Origin of the sequence: Variovorax sp. 54 (genome assembly GCF_002754375.1) — a bacterium.
GTDB lineage: Bacteria > Pseudomonadota > Gammaproteobacteria > Burkholderiales > Burkholderiaceae_C > Variovorax.
Window position 1 is genome coordinate 4267231 of record NZ_PEFF01000001.1, and the last position, 17882, is coordinate 4285112.

The window sequence follows — 17882 nt, forward strand, 5'->3', positions numbered from 1 at the left end:
AGCGCGCGCCGGCTCAGCCTGCGAACAATGCTGCCGGCACGCCCGGGCTGTCGATGCGCACCGAGAAGAGCCCACCGGCCAGCGGCTCGCGCTTCAGTTGTTCTTCGGTGCGGCTGTTGCGCGCCGTCGTGATGTAGAGCGTCTGCATGTCGGCGCCGCCAAAGGCGCAGTCGGTCACGTTGCTCGCGGGCAGCGCGATGCGGGCTAGCTCGGCGGCGCTCACCGGGTCGTGGCAGGTGATGCAGGCGCCGTCCCAGTGCGCGATCCACAACCGGCCGGCCGCGTCGGTGGTCATGCCGTCGGGCAGGCCGTCGCCCTTCGGGAAACGGTGCCACACGCGCTTGTTCGACACCGCACCGGCCGCCATGTCGAAGTCGTAGGCGTACAGCATGTTGATCGCCGTGTTGTTGAAGTACATGGTGCGGCCGTCGCCCGACCACGTCGGCCCGTTGGTCACCTCGAAGCCGTCGTCGTGCCGCGTGCATTGGCCGTCGGCGTCGAAGCGGTAGAGCGCGCCGGTGGGCGCCTTGCAGTCGAAGTCCATGCTGCCGGCCCAGAAGCGGCCCCGGCTGTCGCACTTGCCGTCGTTGAAGCGGTTGCCGGTGCGCTCGGGTTCGGGCTGGTGCAGGTAGCGCGGCGTCGCGGTGTCGCCGGGCGCGGTGGTGTCGAACAGCGCGAAGCCGCGGCGCAGCGTGAGGAACAGGCCCGGCGCCGACGCGCGCTCGGCAATCGCGGTGATCTCTTCGTCGAAATGCCAGGTGCGCTGCGCGCCCGTGGCCGGGTCGTAGCGGAAGAGGCGCGGTTTCAGGATGTCGATCCAGTACAGCACCTGCTCGCGCACCGACCACAGCGTGCCCTCGCCGAGGTCGGCGGCGGCGGGCCAGAGGCATTCGGGCGTGCCGAGCACGCGAGGGGCCGCGAGCGGCGAAGAAGGGGCGCTTGTCTCTTGCATGTTCATTTGTTCTTTCTGAATGTCATGTCGCCTTGACGCGGCGGATCGTATCAAGGCATATTGATAATAGAAATTGAAAATAACTGCATCAATTGATATGCGTTTTGCAATGTCATGAAATGCGCCGTGGAGACCTTTTCCTTGAATTCCCCTCAGCTTTCCATCCATCCCAGTCTGAAGGGCCGCACCGTGTTCGTCACCGGCGGCGGCAGCGGCATCGGCGCGGCCATCGTCGCTGCTTTCGCAGCGCAGGGCGCGCGTGTGGCCTTCGTCGACATTGCAGAAGGTGCCAGCGCGGCGCTCGCCGCGCAGATCGCCGAGGCCGGCCACGCGGCGCCATGGTGGCGCGCCTGCGACGTGCGCGACATCGGCGCGCTGCAGCAGGCCGTGGTCGACGCGGCCGCCGAACTCGGCGACTTCGCGGTGCTGGTCAACAACGTGGCCAGCGACGACCGCCACACGCTCGAGTCGGTCACGCCCGACTACTACGACAACCGCATGGCCATCAACGAGCGGCCCGCGCTGTTCGCGATCCAGTCGGTGGTGCCGGGCATGAAGCGCCTGGGCTTCGGCTCGGTGGTCAACCTCGGCTCCACGGGCTGGCAGACCAAGGGCTCGGGCTACCCCTGCTACGCGATCGCCAAGTCGTCGGTGAACGGCCTCACGCGCGGGCTCGCGGTGGAGCTGGGCCGCGATCGCATCCGCATCAACACCGTGTCGCCCGGTTGGGTGATGACCGAGCGGCAGGTCAAGCTCTGGCTCGACGACGAGGGCGAGAAGGCGCTGCACCGCAACCAGTGCCTGCCCGACAAGCTGATGCCCGAAGACATCGCGCGCATGGTGCTGTTCCTGGCGTCCGACGACGCGAAGATGTGCACCGCGCAGGAGTTCACGGTCGACGCCGGCTGGACCTGATCAGTCCATCTCCAGCTTGCGTCCGTAGACGCTCATGCTCGCCGTCTTCAGCGCTTTCATCATCACCTTCGCGGCCGGCGACAGCAGCCGGTCGGTGCGCGTGATGATGCCGAAGGCGTCCATGTGACAGGGCATGTCCAGCGGCAGCAGCGACACGATGCCGTGCGCCGCGTAGTAGCGCGCGACGTCGGTCGCCAGCACCGCGACCATGTCGCTCTGCTGCAGCATGCGTGTGATGAACAGCAGCGCCGAGCTTTCGATGGTGTTGCTCGGCGGCGCCAGGCCTTCTTCCTGGAACATCAGCTCGAAGCGGTGCCGCAGCACGCTGCCCGCGGGCGGCACGATCCAGCCGGCGCCCACCACGTCGCGCAGCGTGAGCCCGCTCACGCCCAGCAGCGGATGGCCCGGGCGCACCAGCGCGCACACGGGTTCTTCGGTCAGCGCCTCGTAGCGCAGCTGCGACTTGTCGTGTTCGGCGAACAGCCGCGCCACGAGGATGTCGAGCTTGCCCTGTTCGAGCCGCTCGAGCAGGACCGGGCTCGTCTCGATCTCCAGTGACACGCGCAGGTCGGGCTGCTCGCGCTTGACCATCGCCACGGCCGGTGGCATCAGCGTGAGGCCCGGCGCGGTGATGGCGCCCACGTTCACCTGGCCGAGGCGCCCGGCCTTCAGTGCGGTGAGCTCGTCGTGCGCCTGGTTCAGGCTGGCCAGCGCCACGCGGGCGTGGCGGATCATGGTCTCGCCGTACCAGGTGGGCCGCATGCCGCGCGGCAGCCGGTCGAACAGCGGCACCTCGAGCACGTCTTCCAGGTCCTTCAACAACTTGGAGGCCGCGGGCTGCGTCATGTTGAGCACCTGCGCCGCGCGGTGGATGTTGCCTTCCTCGGCCAGCGCCACCAGCAACAGCAACTGGCGGGTCTTGAGGCGGGCGCGAATGAACCAGTGGTTGTAGGTGTTCATGAAGAGGGTGCGAACGAAGGTCTGACGGGGTTTTCCAGAATCCACCGATTGATATGCATTTTGTCTAAAAAACGATTGGATCGATATCGAAATCATTTTTAGACTTCCGCCCCAGACCCCATAACAACAGAGACAAGGCAACGCCACGGTGATCCACGGCGAGCTTCGGCAGAGCGTGCGCCAGTACATCAACGGCCGCTGGGAAACCAGCGCGACCACGGGTGTCAGCGTCAATCCTTCCGACACCAGCGAGGTGGTGGCCGAGTACGCACGTGCCGACCGGCGCCAGGTCGAGTTGGCGATCCGCGCGGCCAGCGAGGCCTTCGTGCACTGGAGCCACAGCACGCCGCAGCGGCGCGCCGATGTGCTCGACCGCATCGGCACCGAGCTGCTCGCACGCAAGGACGACCTGGGTCTGCTGCTGGCGCGCGAGGTGGGCAAGACGCTGCCCGAGGCCGTGGCCGAGGTGGCGCGCGCGGGCCAGATCTTCAAGTTCTTCGCGGGCGAAGCCCTGCGCGGCGGCGGTGGCGAGAACGTGGCCTCGGTGCGCGCCGGCGTGCAGGTCGACGTGACGCGCGAGCCGGTCGGCGTGGTGGGCCTCATCACGCCGTGGAACACGCCCTTCGCGGTGCCGGCCTCGAAGATCGCTGCGGCACTGGCGCATGGCAACAGCGTGGTCTTCAAGCCGGCCGAGCTGGTGCCGGCCTGCGGCTGGGCGCTGACCGACATCATCAGCCGCGCCACGCTGCCGGCCGGCGTGTTCAACCTCGTGATGGGCAGCGGGCGCGAAGCGGGGCAGGCGCTGGTCGACAGCGCACTGGTCGATGCGCTGAGCTTCACCGGCTCGGCCGTCAATGGCGAACGCGTGCTGCAGGCCGCCGCCACACGGCGCGCCAAGGTGCAGCTGGAGATGGGCGGCAAGAACGCGCTCGTGGTGCTGGCCGATGCCGACCTCGAACGCGCCGTCGACTGCGCGGTGCAGGGCGCCTACTTTTCCAACGGCCAGCGTTGCACGGCGTCGAGCCGGCTCATCGTCGAAGCCTCTGTGCACGACGCCTTCGTGGCGCAGCTGCGCCAGCGCCTGAAGACACTGAAGATCGGCCACGCGCTGGAGCGCGGCATCGACATCGGCCCCGTCGCCGACGAAGAGCGGCTGGCGCAGAACCTCGCATGGATCGACATCGCGCGCGAAGAGGGCGCAGAGCACGTGTGGGGCGGCGAAGCACTGCAGCGCGCCACCGCCGGCCACTACATCAGTCCCGCGCTCTTCCTGGCCAAACCCGAGCACCGCATCGCACGCGAAGAGATCTTCGGGCCGCTGGCCTGCGTGCTGCGCGCCGGCGATTACGACGAAGCGCTCGCGTTGTGCAACGACACGCCCTTCGGCCTGTGCGCGGGCATCTGCACCAACTCGCTCAAGCACGCGATGCACTTCAGGCGCCATGCCGTGGTCGGCATGACGATGGTCAATCTGCCGACCGCGGGGGTGGACTTTCATGTGCCCTTCGGCGGTCGCAAGGGGTCGGGCTACGGGCCGCGCGAACAAGGGCGCCACGCCGCGGAGTTCTACACGACGGTCAAGACCGGCTACATGCTGGCCTGAGCTGAAAGCCAACGGTTCTCGAACGGTTTCTTAAAAGCAAGTCAACAGAAGGAGACATCCCATGACCATGAATCGCCGCACCCTCAACACCGCCCTGGCCGCTGCCGCGCTCGGCGGGCTGCTGCCCGTGTCCGTCTTCGCGCAGAAGAAGCTCGTGCTCGGCTTCGCGCAGGTGGGCGCCGAAAGCGAATGGCGCACGGCCAACACCGAGTCGATCAAGTCGTCGGCCAAGGAGGCGGGCATCGAGCTGAAGTTCTCCGACGCGCAGCAGAAGCAGGAAAACCAGATCAAGGCGATCCGCTCGTACATCGCGCAGAAGGTCGACGTGATCGCGTTCTCGCCCGTGGTCGAGTCGGGTTGGGAAACCGTGCTGCGCGAGGCCAAGGCCGCCAAGATTCCGGTCGTGCTGACCGACCGCTCCGTGAGCACCAAGGACGACTCGCTCTACGTGACCTTCATGGGCTCCGACTTCACCGAAGAAGGCCGCAAGGCCGGCCGCTGGCTGGTCGAGAAGATGAAGGACCAGAAGGGCGAGGTGAACATCGTCGAGCTGCAGGGCACCGTGGGCTCGGCCCCGGCCATCGACCGCAAGAAGGGCTTCGAGGAAATCATCAAGGCCGACCCGAAGTTCAAGATCACCCGCTCGCAGACTGGCGACTTCACGCGCGCCAAGGGCAAGGAGGTGATGGAAGCCTTCCTGAAGGCCGAGGGCAAGAAGATCAACGTGCTCTACGCGCACAACGACGACATGGCGATCGGCGCGATCCAGGCGATCGAAGAGGCGGGCCTGAAGCCCGCGAAGGACATCACCATCATCTCGATCGACGGGGTGAAGGGCGCCTTCGAAGCCATGATCGCCGGCAAGCTCAACGTGTCGGTGGAATGCAGCCCGCTGCTCGGGCCGCAGCTCATGAGCGCGGTGAAAGACATCAAGGCCGGCAAGACGCTGCCCAAGCGCATCGTCACGGAAGAAGGCATCTTCCCGATGGAAGTCGCCGCCAAAGAATTCCCCAACCGCAAATATTGAGTACTCCCCCAGGCTACGCGCACTTCGTGTCGCTTCGCCAACCCCCTCGCCGGGGGCAACACCAGCGGCCCGGCAAAGCCGGTTCCGCGGTGTTCCTTGAAAAAGACAGTACCCACTTGGAGCTCATCGCACCATGAAACGAAAATTCCTCAAAGCCTCGCTCGCAGGCCTCGCCTTTGCCGTCGTCGGCTTCACGCCGATGGCCCATGCGCAGGACAAGGGTCTCATCGCCATCTCGATGCCCACCAAGTCGTCGGCCCGCTGGATCGCCGACGGCGCCAACATGGTCAAGTACTTCAAGGACAAGGGCTACAAGACCGACCTGCAGTACGCCGACGACGACATTCCGAACCAGCTCGCGCAGATCGAGAACATGGTGACCAAGGGCTCGAAGGTGCTGGTCATTGCGGCCATCGACGGCACCACGCTCTCCGACGTGCTGCAGAAGGCCGCTGACAAGGGCGTGAAGGTCATCGCCTACGACCGGCTCATCAAGGGCTCGAAGAACGTCGACTACTACGCCACCTTCGACAACTTCCAGGTCGGCGTGCTGCAGGCGCAATCGATCGAAGCGGCGTTGGGCCTGAAGAGCGGCAAGGGCCCGTTCAACATCGAGCTGTTCGGCGGTTCGCCCGACGACAACAACGCTTTCTTCTTCTACAACGGCGCGATGTCGGTGCTCAAGCCCTACATCGACAGCGGCAAGCTGGTGGTGCGCAGCAAGCAGATGGGCATGGACAAGGTCGGCACGCTGCGCTGGGACGGCGCGGTGGCGCAGGCGCGCATGGACAACCTGCTGTCGGCCTATTACACGAAGAACCGCGTGGATGCGGTGCTGTCGCCGTACGACGGGCTGTCGATCGGCATCCTCTCGTCGCTCAAGGGCGTGGGCTACGGCTCGGGCTCGCAGCCGATGCCGGTGGTGTCGGGGCAGGACGCCGAGATTCCGTCGGTCAAGTCGATCCTGCGCAAGGAGCAAAGCTCCACCGTGTTCAAGGACACGCGCGAACTCGCCAAGGTGACGGTGGCGATGGCCGACGCCATGCTCTCGGGCAAGACGCCCGAGGTGAACGACACCAAGACCTACAACAACGGCATCAAGGTCGTGCCCTCGTACCTGCTCAAGCCGGTGAGCGTGGACGCATCGAACTGGAAGACGGTGCTGGTCGACAGCGGCTACTACAAGGAAAGCCAGGTCAAGTGAGCCAGGACGGCGAACGCACGATCCTCGAGATGCGCGGGATCACCAAGACGTTTCCCGGGGTCAAGGCCCTGAGCAACGTCAACCTCGCCGTGCGCGCGGGCGAGATCCATGCGGTGGTCGGCGAGAACGGCGCGGGCAAGTCGACGCTCATGAAGGTGCTGAGCGGCGTCTACCCGTGCGACTCGTACACCGGAGAGATCCATTTCGAGGGCGAGCTGCGCCGCTTCAAGACGATCGCCGACAGCGAGAAGCTCGGCATCATCATCATTCACCAGGAGCTGGCGCTGGTACCGCTGCTCTCGATTGCCGAGAACCTGTTTCTCGGCAACGAGATCGCGACCGGCGGCGTGATCGACTGGTTCGCCGCCTATGCGAAGACGCGCGAGCTGCTCGCCAAGGTGGGCCTGAAGGAGTTGCCCACCACGCTCGTGACCGACCTGGGCGTGGGCAAGCAGCAGCTGGTGGAAATTGCGAAAGCGCTGGCCAAGGAGGTGAAGCTCCTGATCCTCGACGAGCCCACCGCTAGCCTCAATGAGAACGACAGCGATGCGCTCTTGATGCTGCTGCTCGAACTGAAGCGGCAGGGCATCGCGTCGATCCTCATCTCGCACAAGCTCAACGAGATCGCCAAGGTGGCCGACGCGATCACCGTGCTGCGCGACGGCGCGACGGTGGAAACGATGGACTGCGCCAAGCAGGCGATCAGCGAAGACCGCATCATCCGCGGCATGGTGGGCCGCGACATGGAACACCGCTACCCGCAGCGCTCGCCGAAGATCGGCGAGACGGTGCTCGAAGTGCGCGACTGGCGCGTGCACCACGCGCTGCACGCCGACCGCGAGCAGATCAAGGGCGTGAACCTCCATGTGCGCCAGGGTGAAATCGTCGGCATCGCCGGCCTCATGGGCGCGGGCCGCACCGAACTGGCGATGAGCGTGTTCGGCAAGTCGTACGGCCAACGCATCAGCGGCTCGGTGCTCATGCACGGCAAGCCGGTGGACGTGAGCACCGTGCGCAAGGCCATCGACCACGGCATTGCCTACGTCACCGAAGACCGCAAGGGCCTCGGGCTGGTGCTGGAGGAAGGCATCCGCAAGAACATCAGCCTCGCGAACCTCGATGCGATTGCCGAACGCGCGGTGATCGACGACGGCCGTGAGTTCAAGGTGGCCAACGACTACAAGAAGTCGCTGAACATCCGCTGTTCGGGCGTCGAGCAGCTCGTGGTCAACCTGTCGGGCGGCAACCAGCAGAAGGTGGTGCTGAGCAAGTGGCTCTTCACCAAGCCCGAACTGCTGATACTGGACGAACCCACGCGCGGCATCGACGTGGGCGCCAAGTACGAGATCTACACCATCATCGACCAGCTCGCGAGCGAGGGCAAAGGCATTCTCATGATCTCTTCCGAACTGCCGGAGTTGCTCGGCATGTGCGACCGCATCTACGTGATGAACGAGGGCCGCTTCGTGGCCGAGTTCACGGCGGCCGAGGCGTCGCAGGAGCGCATCATGCATGCGATCGTCAGCGCAGGGAGTTCTGTCCATGTCGCCGCCTGAAGCCAACGCAGTGCAGGGCGCCGCCCCCGTGGCAGCGAAGCTCCACGTGGGCTTCCTGAAGAACAACCTGCGCGAGTACGGCATGCTGATCTCGCTGGTCGCGATCATGGTGCTGTTCCAGGTGCTGACCGACGGCACGCTCTTGCGGCCGCTGAACCTCACCAACCTGCTGCTGCAGAACAGCTACGTCGTCATCATGGCGCTGGGCATGCTGCTGGTGATCGTGGCGGGGCACATCGACCTGTCGGTGGGCTCGGTCTGCGGCTTCATCGGCGCGCTCGCGGCGGTGCTGATGGTGGAGTACGAATGGCACTTCGTGCCGACGGCCCTCATCAGCATCGCGGCGGGTGCCGTCATCGGTGCGGCGCAGGGCTGGTTCGTGGCCTTCCGCAAGATCCCGTCGTTCATCGTCACGCTCGCGGGCATGCTGGTGTTCAAGGGGCTCACGCTGGCGCTGCTCGCGGGGCAGTCGGTGGGGCCGTTTCCGGTGGAGTTCCAGCGCCTGAGTTCGGGCTTCATTCCCGATCCGCTGGGCGGCGACACGGTGCGCACCACCTCGCTGGTCGTGGGCGCCCTCGCGGCCGCGGCGCTGGTGTTCTTCAAGCTGCGCGGGCGCGCCAAGCTCAAGGCGCATGGCATGGAGCAGGAGCCTTACGCCTTCTTCCTCGTGAAGAACCTGTTCTTCGCGGCGATCATCCTGTTCTTCAGCTACCTGCTCTCGACCTACAAGGGCCTGCCCAATGTGCTGATCGTGATGGCGGTGCTGATCGTGGTGTACGACTTCGTCACCAACCGCACGACCATCGGCCGTCGCATCTATGCGCTCGGCGGCAACGAGAAGGCGGCGCGGCTGTCGGGCGTGAAGACGCAGCGGCTCGCGTTCCTCACCTTCGTGAACATGGGCGCGCTGGCGGCGCTCGCGGGCCTCGTGTTCGCGGCGCGCCTGAACACCGCCACGCCCAAGGCGGGCCTGGGCTTCGAGCTCGATGTGATTGCTGCCTGCTTCATCGGCGGCGCCTCGGCCTCGGGTGGCGTGGGCCGGGTGATGGGCGCGGTGATCGGCGCCTTCATCATGGGCGTGATGAACAACGGCATGTCGATCCTGGGGATCGGCATCGACTACCAGCAGGTCATCAAGGGTCTGGTGCTGCTGGCGGCGGTGTTCATCGACGTCTACAACAAGAACAAGTAGACGCATGACCGAGCGCGCCGCCACCCCCGTGCTGGAACTGCGGGGCATCCACAAGCGCTTCAGCGGCATCGCCGTGCTGAACGACGTCCAGCTCAAGCTCTACCCGGGCGAGATCCACGCGCTGATGGGGCAGAACGGTGCGGGCAAGTCGACGCTCATCAAGGTGCTCACGGGCGTGCTGCCGTCGAGCGGCGGCGAGATGTTCTTCGACGGCCAGGCCATCCGGCCCGGCTCGCCGCTGGAGGCGCAGAAGCTGGGCATCAGCACGGTCTACCAGGAAGTGAACCTGTGCCCGAACCTCTCGGTGGCGGAGAACGTGTTCGCGGGGCGCTATCCGCGCTGCGGCGCGCTGCAAGGCTTTCGCATCGACTGGGCTTCTGTGAACCGCCGGGCAGAAGAGCTGCTCGCGCGCATCGGGCTGGACATCGACGTGACGCGCTTGCTGTCGAGCTATTCGGTCGCGGTGCAGCAGATGGTGGCGATCGCGCGTGCGCTCGGTGTGTCGTCGAAGGTGCTGATCCTCGATGAGCCGACTTCTAGCCTCGACGACGACGAGGTCGAGAAGCTGTTCGAGGTGCTGCGGCGGCTGCGCGGCGAGGGGCTCGCGATCGTCTTCGTGACGCACTTTCTCAACCAGATGTATGCGGTGTCGGACCGGATCACGGTGCTGCGCAATGGCAATTGGGTGGGCGAGTGGCGCGCGGCGGATCTCGGACCGCAGGCGCTGATCGCGGCGATGTTGGGGCGCGAGTTGGCGGCGCAATCGGCGCGGCCTGCGGCACTGCCGGCGTTCGATGAAGCGGCTGCCGCTTTGTTGCAGGCCGAAGGGTTGGGGCAGGCGGGGCAGTTGCAGGCGACCGATCTGCGCGTGCGTGCCGGTGAGGTGGTCGGCATCGCGGGGCTGCTGGGTGCGGGGCGCACCGAACTCGCGCGGCTGCTGTTCGGGCTCGAATCGCCGGACCGTGGCGTGCTGAAGATTGACGGCCGTTCGGTCAGCTTCTCGAATCCGGCCGATGCGATCCGAGAGGGTCTCGCGCTGTGCCCTGAAGAACGCAAGACCGATGGCATCGTGGCCGAGTTGTCGGTGCGCGAGAACATCGCGCTCGCATTGCAGGCCCGGTTGGGCACGCGGAAGTTTCTTTCGCACGCCGAGCAGACTGCGATGGCCGAGCGCTTCGTCGCTTCGCTGGGCATCAAGACGGCGAGCGTCGAAACGCCGATCGGCCTGCTGTCGGGCGGCAACCAGCAGAAGGCCATGATCGCGCGCTGGCTTGCGACCGAGCCGCGCCTGTTGATCCTCGATGAGCCCACGCGCGGCATCGACGTCGCTGCCAAGCAGGAAATCATGGAAGAGATCCTGCGGCTCGCGCATGCGGGCATGGCGGTGATTTTTATCTCGTCGGAAATGAGCGAGGTGGTGCGCGTGGCGCATCGCATCGTGGTGCTGCGCGATCGGCAGAAGGTGGGCGAACTGCCGGGCGGTTCGACCGAGGACGAGGTGTACGAAATGATTGCTGCCGCATGACGCACGTGCTGTCTCCGTGTTGTCCCCTCTCCCGCGTGCGGGAGAGGGCTAGGGTGAGGGCGGAGGCCTTCAACAAGCAGCAGGCCTTTGCGCAGGCCGCACCCTCACCCCAACCCTCTCCCGCAAGCGGGAGAGGGGGCAAGACCGAGGCGTTGCGCCGTGTTCGAGGCCGCGTGCCCCCATCCCAACCTTCCCCCGGAAGGGGAAGGGGCAAGGCAGAAGACATGAACCGCCGCGAGGTGTTGTCTTTCTCCCTCCCCTCCCGGGGAAGGGCCGGGGTGGGGGCTCGCGGCCTTCACCGCCGCGCAGCATCAGAGGCCGCGTGCCCCCATCCCAGCCTTCCCCCGGAAGGGGAAGGAGCAAGGCAGAACCCATGACGCGCCTTTCATCCTTCATGCAGCATCGCCTCGCCTGGCCGCTCATCACACTGCTGCTTCTGCTCGCCATCAACACCGCATTCAACGCGAGCTTCCTGCACCTTGAGTGGCGCGACGGCCATCTGTACGGCAGCCTGATCGACATCGTGAACCGCGCGGCGCCGCTCGTGCTCGTCTCGCTCGGTATGACGCTCGTGATCGCCACGCGCGGCATCGACATCTCGGTGGGCGCGGTGGTCGCCATCGCGGCGGCGGTCGCGGCCTGGATGATCGGCGGCTCGGTGTCCAGCGACGTGAGCCGCTTCCCCATGCCGCTCGCGATCCTTGCGGCGCTGGGTGTCGCGCTGCTGTGCGGCCTGTGGAACGGCCTGCTGGTCGCCAAGGTCGGCATGCAGCCGATCATCGCGACGCTGATCCTCATGGTGGCGGGGCGCGGCATCGCGCAGCTCATTGCGGACGGGCAGATCATCACGATCTACTACAAGCCCTTCTTCTTCCTCGGCAGCGGCTACCTGCTGGGGCTGCCGTTCTCGCTGTTCATCGTGGCGGCGGTGTTCGTGCTGCTGTACCTGGCGATCACGCGCACGGCGCTCGGCCTGTTCATCCAGGCGGTCGGCATCAACCCGACCGCAGCGCGCGTGGCGGGCATCCAGTCGCGGCGGCTCGTCGTGGGTGCGTATGCGTTCTGCGGTGCGTGCGCGGGTGTGGCGGGCCTGTTGATCAGCTCGAACGTGAAGAGCGCGGACGGCAACAACGCGGGCCAACTGCTGGAGCTCGACGCGATCCTCGCGGTCACGCTCGGCGGCACGGCGCTCACGGGCGGGCGCTTCAGCCTCGTGGGCAGCGTGATCGGCGCGCTCATCATCCAGACGCTGACCTACGCGATCTATTCGCTGGGCGTGCCGCCGGAGATCAACCTCGTGGTGAAGGCGGTGGTCGTGTTCGTGGTGATGCTGATGCAGTCGCCGGAGTTCAGGGCGGAGGTTCGGTCGCTGGTGCAGCGGCCGGCGCATGACGGGGGCAGGGCATGAGCGCGGTGATCGAGGCAGCACCCTCACCCCAACCCTCTCCCGCAAGCGGGAGAGGGGGCAAGGCGGGGCTCAATCCGAAGTACCTGCCGCTGACTGCGACCATCTCGCTGTTCATGCTGATGGCGACGCTGGGCTCGGTGTTCTACGACGGCTTTTTCTCGGCGCAGGTGTTCCTCAACCTGCTGATCGACAACGCCTTCCTGATCGTCGTCGCGGTCGGCATGACTTTCGTGATCCTCTCGGGCGGCATCGACCTGTCGGTGGGCTCGGTGATCGCGCTCACGACGATGGTGTCGGCCTCGCTGGTCGAGAAGCACGGGTGGAGCCCGGCGGTCGTGATTCCGCTGGTGCTGGCGATGGGCACGGCCTTCGGCGCGTTCATGGGCCTGCTCATCGAGCGCTTCCGGCTGCAGCCTTTCATCGTCACGCTCGCGGGCATGTTCCTCGCGCGGGGGCTGTGCTATCTCATCAGCATCGATTCGATCAGCATCACCAACGCGTTCTACTCCGAGGTCTCGCAGGTCCGCATTCCGATCTGGGGCGAGGCCTCGGTGTCGATCAGCGCGGTGATCGCCATCACGGTGTTGCTGGCCGCGGTGTTCATCGCGCACTGCACGCCCTTCGGCCGCGCGGTGTACGCCATCGGCGGCAGCGAGCATTCGGCGATGCTCATGGGCCTGCCGGTGCGCCGCACGCTCGTGGGCGTGTACACGCTCTCGGGCTTCTGCTCGGCGCTGGCCGGTGTGATCTTCACCTTCTACATGCTCTCGGGCTACGGCCTGCACGCGGTCGGGCTGGAGCTCGACGCCATCGCGGCCGTGGTGATCGGCGGCACGCTGCTCACCGGCGGCGTGGGCTATGTGGCGGGCACGCTCTTCGGCGTGCTGATGCTCGGGATCATCCAGACGCTGATTTCCTTCGACGGCACGCTGAGCTCGTGGTGGACGCGCATCGTGGTCGGTGCGCTGCTCTTCGTGTTCTGCCTGCTCCAACGCTTCTTCACCTCGCGCGCCCCGCGCCGCTGACCACTTCCCCATGACAAAGAAACTGCGCTCGACCGAATGGTTCGGCTCCGCCGACAAGAACGGCTTCATGTACCGCAGCTGGATGAAGAACCAGGGCATCCCCGACCACGAGTTCGACGGCCGGCCCATCGTCGGCATCTGCAACACCTGGTCGGAACTCACGCCGTGCAACGCGCACTTCCGCAAGATCGCCGAGCACGTGAAGCGCGGCATCTCGGAGGCGGGCGGCTTCCCGGTGGAGTTCCCGGTGTTCTCGAACGGCGAGTCGAACCTGCGGCCGACCGCGATGCTCACGCGCAACCTCGCGAGCATGGACGTCGAAGAAGCGATCCGCGGCAACCCGGTCGATGCGGTGGTGCTGCTCACGGGCTGCGACAAGACCACGCCCGCGCTGCTGATGGGCGCAGCCAGCTGCGACATCCCGGCCATCGTGGTCACGGGCGGGCCGATGCTCAACGGCAAGCTCGACGGCAAGGACATCGGCTCGGGCACCGCCGTGTGGCAGCTGCACGAATCGCTGAAGGCGGGCGAGATCAACCTGCACCAGTTCCTCTCGGCCGAAGGCGGCATGTCGCGCTCGGCGGGCACCTGCAACACGATGGGCACGGCCTCGACGATGGCCTGCATGGCCGAGGCGCTGGGCACCTCGCTGCCGCACAACGCGGCGATTCCGGCGGTCGATGCGCGGCGCTATGTGCTCGCGCAGATGTCGGGCATGCGCGCGGTGCAGATGGCGAAAGAAGGGCTCACGCTCTCGAAGATCCTCACGCGCGAGGCCTTCGAGAATGCGATCCGCGTGAATGCGGCCATCGGCGGATCGACCAACGCGGTGATCCACCTGAAGGCGATTGCGGGCCGCATCGGCGTCGAGCTGGAGCTGGAAGACTGGACGCGCATCGGCAGTCACACGCCGACCATCGTCGACTTGATGCCCTCGGGGCGTTTCCTCATGGAAGAGTTCTATTACGCGGGCGGCCTGCCTGCTGTGCTGCGCCGCCTCGGCGAGAACGGCCTGCTGCCGCACCCCGATGCGCTCACCGTCAACGGCCGTTCGATCTGGGACAACGTGCGCGACGCACCGAGCCTCGACGACGAGGTGATCCGCCCGCTCGACAAGCCGCTGATCGCCGATGGCGGCATCCGCATCCTGCGTGGCAACCTCTCGCCGCGCGGTGCGGTGCTCAAGCCCTCCGCGGCAACGCCCGAACTGCTCAAGCACCGCGGCCGCGCCGTGGTGTTCGAGAACCTGGAGCACTACAAGGAACGCATCGTCGATGAAGACCTCGACATCGACGCGAGCTGCGTGATGGTGCTGAAGAACTGCGGCCCCAAGGGCTACCCCGGCATGGCCGAGGTCGGCAACATGGGCTTGCCGCCGAAGCTGCTGCGCCAGGGCGTGAAGGACATGGTGCGCATCTCGGACGCGCGCATGAGCGGCACGGCGTATGGCACGGTGGTGCTGCACGTCGCGCCTGAAGCTGCGGATGGCGGGCCGCTCGCGGCGGTGCGCGACGGCGACTGGATCGAGCTCGATTGCGATGCGGGGCGATTGCACCTCGACATCAGCGACGAAGAGCTGGCGTCGCGCCTGGCGTCGTTGTCTGCCTCCGATGCGCAGCCGATGAGCACGCGCGGCGGCGGCTACCAGAAGCTCTACGTGAACCATGTGCTGCAGGCCGACGAAGGCTGCGACTTCGATTTCCTGGTCGGCTGCAGAGGCTCGGCCGTTCCCCGCCACTCCCACTGATCACACGCCATGACCCCCCGATACCGCGGCATCTTCCCGGTGGTGCCCACCACCTTCACCGAACAGGGCGCGCTCGACCTTGAGAGCCAGAAGCGCTGCGTCGATTTCATGATCGACGCGGGCTCCGACGGCCTGTGCATCCTCGCGAATTTCTCCGAGCAGTTCGTGCTGTCCGACGAGGAGCGCGAAGTGCTCACGCGCACCATCCTCGACCACGTGAAGGGCCGCGTGCCGGTGATCGTGACGACGACGCACTACAGCACCCAGGTCTGCGCCGAGCGCAGCCGTCGCGCGCAGGCCATGGGCGCGGCGATGCTGATGGTGATGCCGCCGTACCACGGTGCGACCTTCCGCGTGCCGGAGCCTCAGATTTATGAGTTCTACGCGCGGCTGTCTGATGCGGTGACGATTCCGATCATGGTCCAGGACGCGCCCGCGAGCGGCACGGTGTTGTCGGCGCCGTTCCTCGCGCGCATGGCGCAAGAGATCGAACAGGTCGCGTACTTCAAGATCGAAACCGCCGGTGCCGCGTCGAAGCTGCGCGAGCTGATCCGCTTGGGCGGTGACGCCATCGAAGGCCCGTGGGACGGCGAAGAAGCCATCACGCTGATGTCCGACCTCGACGCTGGTGCGACCGGTTCGATGACCGGCGGCGGCTACCCCGATGGCATTCGCCCGATCATCGAAGCGCACCGTGCGGGCGACCGCGACACCGCCTTCGCGCTCTACCAGCAGTGGTTGCCGCTCATCAACTACGAGAACCGCCAGGCGGGCCTGCTGGCCTGCAAGTCGCTCATGAAGGAGGGCGGCGTGATCGCTTGCGAGGCGCCGCGGCATCCGCTGCCGGCGATGCACCCCGCGACGCGCGCCGGGCTGATCGAGACGGCGAAGCGGCTCGATCCGCTGGTGCTGCGCTGGGGGCGGTAGGGGCAATAGCCAGCTCGCTGTCCTCGACGAAGTAGGGCGCGAGGATCTCGCTCAGCCAGTTCATCACCGCGAGCACGCGCGGCGCGAGCTGGCGCCGGTTGACGTACACCAGTGACACCGGCATCGGGCGCGCGCTGAACGCCGGCATCACCTGCACGAGCGAGCCGGCCGCAAAGCCGCGCAGCAGGCCGCTGATCGGCGCCTGGATCACGCCGAGGCCCGCAACCGCCGCGGCGTTGTAGGCGTCGGTGCCGTTCACCGTGACCGTGGCGCGCACGGGGTGCATGCGGTAGCGGCCCTGGGCCGCGTCGAAGTACTCCCAGCCTGCGTCGTTCGGCGAAAGGGTCTGCGCGAAATGCACGATGCGGTGCTGCGCGAGGTCGGCGAGCGTCTGCGGCGTGCCGTGCGCCTGCAGGTAGGCGGGGCTGGCGGCATTGGCCATGCGCATGAAGCCGAGCGGCCGTGCAACGAGTTCGGAATCGCCCAGCACGCCCACGCGCAGCACGCAGTCGAAGCCCTCGTTCACGAGATCGACGCGGCGGTCGGTGGTGCTGATGCCGATCTCCAGCGCGGGATGCCGCGCAAGGAATTCGGGCAGACGCGGAATGACGAGGTCGCGCGCCACGGTGGCCGGCAGGTCGATGCGCAGCCGCCCCGTGAGGCCGCCGGTGTGCGCGCGGAACATGGTGGCCAGTTGCTCGCCTTCGGCCAGGTAATCCTTGCAGCGCTCGAGAAAGCGCGTGCCGTCTTCCGTGAGGCGCACGCTGCGCGTGGTGCGCTGCAGGAGGCGCGTGCCCAGGCGCTCTTCCAGTTGCTGCACGGCCACCGAGACGCGCGCGCGGGTCAGGCCCAACTGGTCGGCGGCGCGGCTGAAGCTCGCGAGCTCGGCGACCCTCGCGAAGATGCGCAGTTCGTCGGTGCTCATGGCGGATGATTGTTTCGTTTCTGGATAACAGTGTGCGTCGTCTGGCGGAATTTATCTTTCTGCCGGTAATTTTTAAAGTCCTCCCATCGATTCACCGATCAACCACCGAGGACTTTGAAATGACTGCTTCCACCACTTCCAACCCGTCGCGCATCGCACTCATCACCGGCGGCAGCCGGGGCCTGGGCCGCAGCGCCGCGCTGGCACTCGCCGCCGACGGCGTCGATCTGATCCTGACCTACGTGTCGAACGAAGCCAGCGCACAGGCGGTGGTGTCGGAGATCGAGGCGAAGGGGCGCCGCGCCGTCGCGCTGCAGCTCGACGTGGGCGACAGCAAGGCCTTTGCCGCGTTCTCGGAATCAGTGAAGGCAGCACTGGCCGCCACCTGGCAGCGCGAGCGCTTCGACTTCCTGGTGAACAACGCGGGTGTGGGCCTGCATGTGAACTTCGAGGACATGACCGAAGCGCAGTTCGACACGCTCTACAACATCCACTTCAAGGGCACGTACTTCCTCACGCAGAAGCTGCTGCCGCTCATCAACGACGGTGGGCGCATCGTCAACGTGTCGTCGGGGCTCACGCGCTTTGCGATGGAAGGCGCTTCGGCCTATGCCGCGATGAAGGGTGCCGTGGAAGTGCTGACGCGCTACCTCGCCAAGGAACTCGGCAAGCGCGGCATCGCGGCGAACACCATTGCACCGGGTGCGATCGAGACCGACTTCGGCGGCGGCAGGGTGCGCGACAACGCACAGGTGAACGCAATGGTCGCGAGCTTCACCGCGCTCGGACGTGCGGGGCAGCCCGACGACATCGGCGGTGCGATCGCGGGCTTGCTGGGGGAGGGGAGCCGCTGGGTGAATGCCCAGCGCATCGAGGTGTCGGGCGGGATGTTCGCCTGAGCACCGCGTGCCCGGGG

The 17882-nt window shown here is 66.4% G+C and carries 14 protein-coding genes and 1 pseudogene; 12 read left to right on the forward strand and 3 right to left on the reverse strand.

Translation table 11 applies throughout. The features are described from left to right. Positions 1–13: 13 nt before the first annotated feature. Positions 14–958, reverse strand: a complete 945-nt coding sequence (locus tag CLU95_RS19725) for an SMP-30/gluconolactonase/LRE family protein (RefSeq protein WP_099795166.1) — start codon at positions 956–958, stop codon at positions 14–16. 108 nt (positions 959–1066) lie between these two features. On the opposite strand from CLU95_RS19725, the gene CLU95_RS19730 reads away from it, so the two are divergent. Next, positions 1067–1867 (forward strand): SDR family NAD(P)-dependent oxidoreductase, encoded by an 801-nt coding sequence (locus CLU95_RS19730; protein WP_099795167.1) that lies wholly within the window; start codon positions 1067–1069, stop codon positions 1865–1867. Here CLU95_RS19730 and CLU95_RS19735 read toward each other — a convergent pair whose 3' ends face one another. Next, on the reverse strand, positions 1868–2827 hold the full coding sequence (locus CLU95_RS19735) for a LysR family transcriptional regulator (protein ID WP_099795168.1): 960 nt from the start codon (positions 2825–2827) through the stop codon (positions 1868–1870). It abuts the gene before it with no gap. A gap of 148 nt (positions 2828–2975) precedes the next feature. On the opposite strand from CLU95_RS19735, the gene CLU95_RS19740 reads away from it, so the two are divergent. From CLU95_RS19740 to CLU95_RS19785, 10 genes are all read left to right on the forward strand, one after another. Continuing rightward, positions 2976–4430 (forward strand): aldehyde dehydrogenase family protein, encoded by a 1455-nt coding sequence (locus CLU95_RS19740; protein WP_099795169.1) that lies wholly within the window; start codon positions 2976–2978, stop codon positions 4428–4430. Between the two features lie 61 nt (positions 4431–4491). Further along, on the forward strand, positions 4492–5457 hold the full coding sequence (locus CLU95_RS19745) for an ABC transporter substrate-binding protein (protein ID WP_099795170.1): 966 nt from the start codon (positions 4492–4494) through the stop codon (positions 5455–5457). A gap of 133 nt (positions 5458–5590) precedes the next feature. Further along, positions 5591–6661, forward strand: a complete 1071-nt coding sequence (gene chvE / locus CLU95_RS19750) for a multiple monosaccharide ABC transporter substrate-binding protein (RefSeq protein ID WP_099795171.1) — start codon at positions 5591–5593, stop codon at positions 6659–6661. Positions 6662–6690: 29 nt separating this feature from the next. Then, the gene (gene mmsA, locus CLU95_RS19755) at positions 6691–8217 is read left to right on the forward strand and encodes a multiple monosaccharide ABC transporter ATP-binding protein (protein WP_099797392.1); all 1527 of its coding nucleotides are present in this window, start codon (positions 6691–6693) and stop codon (positions 8215–8217) included. After that, entirely contained in the window at positions 8204–9409 is a 1206-nt protein-coding gene (gene mmsB, locus CLU95_RS19760; RefSeq protein ID WP_099795172.1) for a multiple monosaccharide ABC transporter permease, read from the forward strand. Before mmsA ends, mmsB begins: the two co-directional genes overlap by 14 nt. Before the next feature lie 4 nt (positions 9410–9413). After that, positions 9414–10934: a sugar ABC transporter ATP-binding protein gene (locus CLU95_RS19765; RefSeq protein ID WP_099795173.1), complete on the forward strand. Its 1521-nt coding sequence runs from the start codon at positions 9414–9416 to the stop codon at positions 10932–10934. 373 nt (positions 10935–11307) lie between these two features. Then, a complete protein-coding gene (locus tag CLU95_RS19770) occupies positions 11308–12342 on the forward strand; it encodes an ABC transporter permease (protein ID WP_099795174.1) in 1035 nt (344 codons plus the stop codon). Continuing rightward, a complete protein-coding gene (yjfF, locus tag CLU95_RS19775) occupies positions 12339–13367 on the forward strand; it encodes a galactofuranose ABC transporter, permease protein YjfF (RefSeq protein WP_099795175.1) in 1029 nt (342 codons plus the stop codon). Before CLU95_RS19770 ends, yjfF begins: the two co-directional genes overlap by 4 nt. A 10-nt stretch (positions 13368–13377) precedes the next feature. Beyond that, complete coding sequence (locus CLU95_RS19780; protein ID WP_099795176.1) at positions 13378–15114, forward strand: IlvD/Edd family dehydratase; 1737 nt, start codon at positions 13378–13380, stop codon at positions 15112–15114. A 9-nt stretch (positions 15115–15123) separates the two neighbouring features. Further along, positions 15124–16041 (forward strand): dihydrodipicolinate synthase family protein, encoded by a 918-nt coding sequence (locus CLU95_RS19785; RefSeq protein ID WP_099795177.1) that lies wholly within the window; start codon positions 15124–15126, stop codon positions 16039–16041. Positions 16042–16072: 31 nt separating this feature from the next. On the opposite strand, the pseudogene CLU95_RS19790 reads toward CLU95_RS19785, so the two are convergent. Continuing rightward, a pseudogene (locus CLU95_RS19790) lies at positions 16073–16966 on the reverse strand (LysR family transcriptional regulator); the annotation flags it as partial. Positions 16967–17085: 119 nt separating this feature from the next. Here CLU95_RS19790 and CLU95_RS19795 point away from each other — a divergent pair. Continuing rightward, a complete protein-coding gene (locus tag CLU95_RS19795; protein ID WP_099795178.1) occupies positions 17086–17865 on the forward strand; it encodes an SDR family NAD(P)-dependent oxidoreductase in 780 nt (259 codons plus the stop codon). The last annotated feature ends 17 nt before the right edge of the window (positions 17866–17882 follow it).